This is a genomic window from Alteromonas oceanisediminis (assembly GCF_018474025.1).
GTDB lineage: Bacteria > Pseudomonadota > Gammaproteobacteria > Enterobacterales > Alteromonadaceae > Alteromonas_E > Alteromonas_E oceanisediminis.
The window spans coordinates 1-1,561 of the sequence record NZ_JAHCTA010000020.1 but is presented as its reverse complement, the minus strand read 5'-3'; the positions used below and the strand labels follow the sequence as shown (position 1 = coordinate 1,561).

General features: G+C 46.3%; 1 protein-coding gene. It reads left to right on the top strand.

The genetic code is table 11. The annotated features are described in order from the left end of the window. Positions 1-101 precede the first annotated feature (101 nt). Positions 102-1,256 (top strand): IS110 family transposase, encoded by a 1,155-nt coding sequence (locus KIU71_RS17680; protein WP_214132632.1) that lies wholly within the window; start codon positions 102-104, stop codon positions 1,254-1,256. Positions 1,257-1,561 lie beyond the last annotated feature (305 nt).

Here is a 1,561-nt window from a genome sequence, read left to right as displayed (position 1 = left end):
AGAAATGCTAGCCTCCGCATTTTCGTGGGTTAGCTAACAGCAAAACTGCTCACCAGAGCCATAATTAGTTTGTTCAATACTAAATCAATTTGGAGGCTAGCATGAACAAACATAGCATGATTTTTATCGGATTGGATACGCATAAAGAGTTTCACGAAGTTGCTTATTGTGAAGAGCAGCGCGGGGCAAATGCTGTACACTATGGTCGCATTTCTTCTTCAAAAGTCAGCGTTAAAAAGCTCATTCGTCAGTTTGAATCGAAGTATCCCGGGGCAACGATTCACGTGGTGTATGAAGCGGGGCCATGTGGATATTGGATCTATCGACTTATCACAAGTTTAGGACATTGTTGCTATGTCGTTGCGCCCTCCCTTATTCCGAAAAAGCCTGGTGAACATATCAAGACCGATAGACGCGATGCGTTGAAGCTGGTGAAGTTGTTAAAATCGGAAGATCTCACGCCCATTTATGTGCCTGAGCCAGAAGATGAAGCGGTAAGAGATTTATCCCGCGCTCGTGAGCTTGCCATGAAGGATTTAAAAGAAGCCAAATACCAACTCAAAGCGTTACTGCTGAGAAACAATATTCGGTATGAAGGCACTGCTAATTGGTCGAAGAAACATCTGCGGTGGCTGACCGAGCTGATATTACCTCATCCCGCGCAGCACACCGTGCTGCAAGAGTATTTACAAACGATAGAAGAGCGCATACGACGCCTGGAAAGGTTAGATAACGAACTGACACATCATGTGCACCAGTGGCGCTATTATCCAGTTGTTAAAGCGATCCAAGCCATGCGAGGTGTGAGGCTGCTAGTGGCGGTTGGGGTTGTTGCGGAGCTTGGTGATTTACACCGATTCGACCACCCGAGAAAGCTTATGGCTTATTTAGGCTTGGTACCCAGCGAACATTCGTCTGGTGGAAAACGCCATTTAGGCGCTATCACTAAATCTGGTAACGGCAGAGCAAGGCGCTTACTGATTGAAGGGGCGCATAGCTATCGATATCCAGCGAATGTGTCGACCGAGATTCAAATTCGGCAAGAAGGATTGCCCAAAGACATCGTCGATATTGCGTGGAAAGCACAGCTTCGTCTGTGCAAGCGCTACCAGCGAATGAGTAAAAAAGGAAAACATTACAACCTCATTATCACCGCAATAGCCAGAGAGATGGCAGCCTACATATGGGCTATCGCTAAAGAAGTGGTGCTTACGCCAGTTAATCCAAAATTGAGATTGAGTAGAGTACCTGCATGATAAAAGAGTGTGAGCTAATGCATTCGGATCAGGCCGCGGAATGTGGCACAACCTACGAGGGCGTTATGACGGCAATAACTTAACGGTTATTGATCCACGAACATAGACTGATGAGAAGGTGACCACGGCGGAGAGAGTAAGGTAGGCGCTGTTCATTGAGAGATGAATAATCCACGAATACCAGCATGACAACCGACGACATTACTGCCTCATCCGGTGCGTTAGCTCATTTATTTAGAGCGAGAAAACAGCTAATTATGGACCGAAAAAATGTCAGGGAGACACTCGGTTTTTATTGACAAGGG

Coding starts and splice junctions, on each gene's coding strand:
- KIU71_RS17680 (WP_214132632.1), top strand. CDS start 102: ATGAACAAACATAGCATGATTTTTATCGGATTGGATACGCATAAAGAG.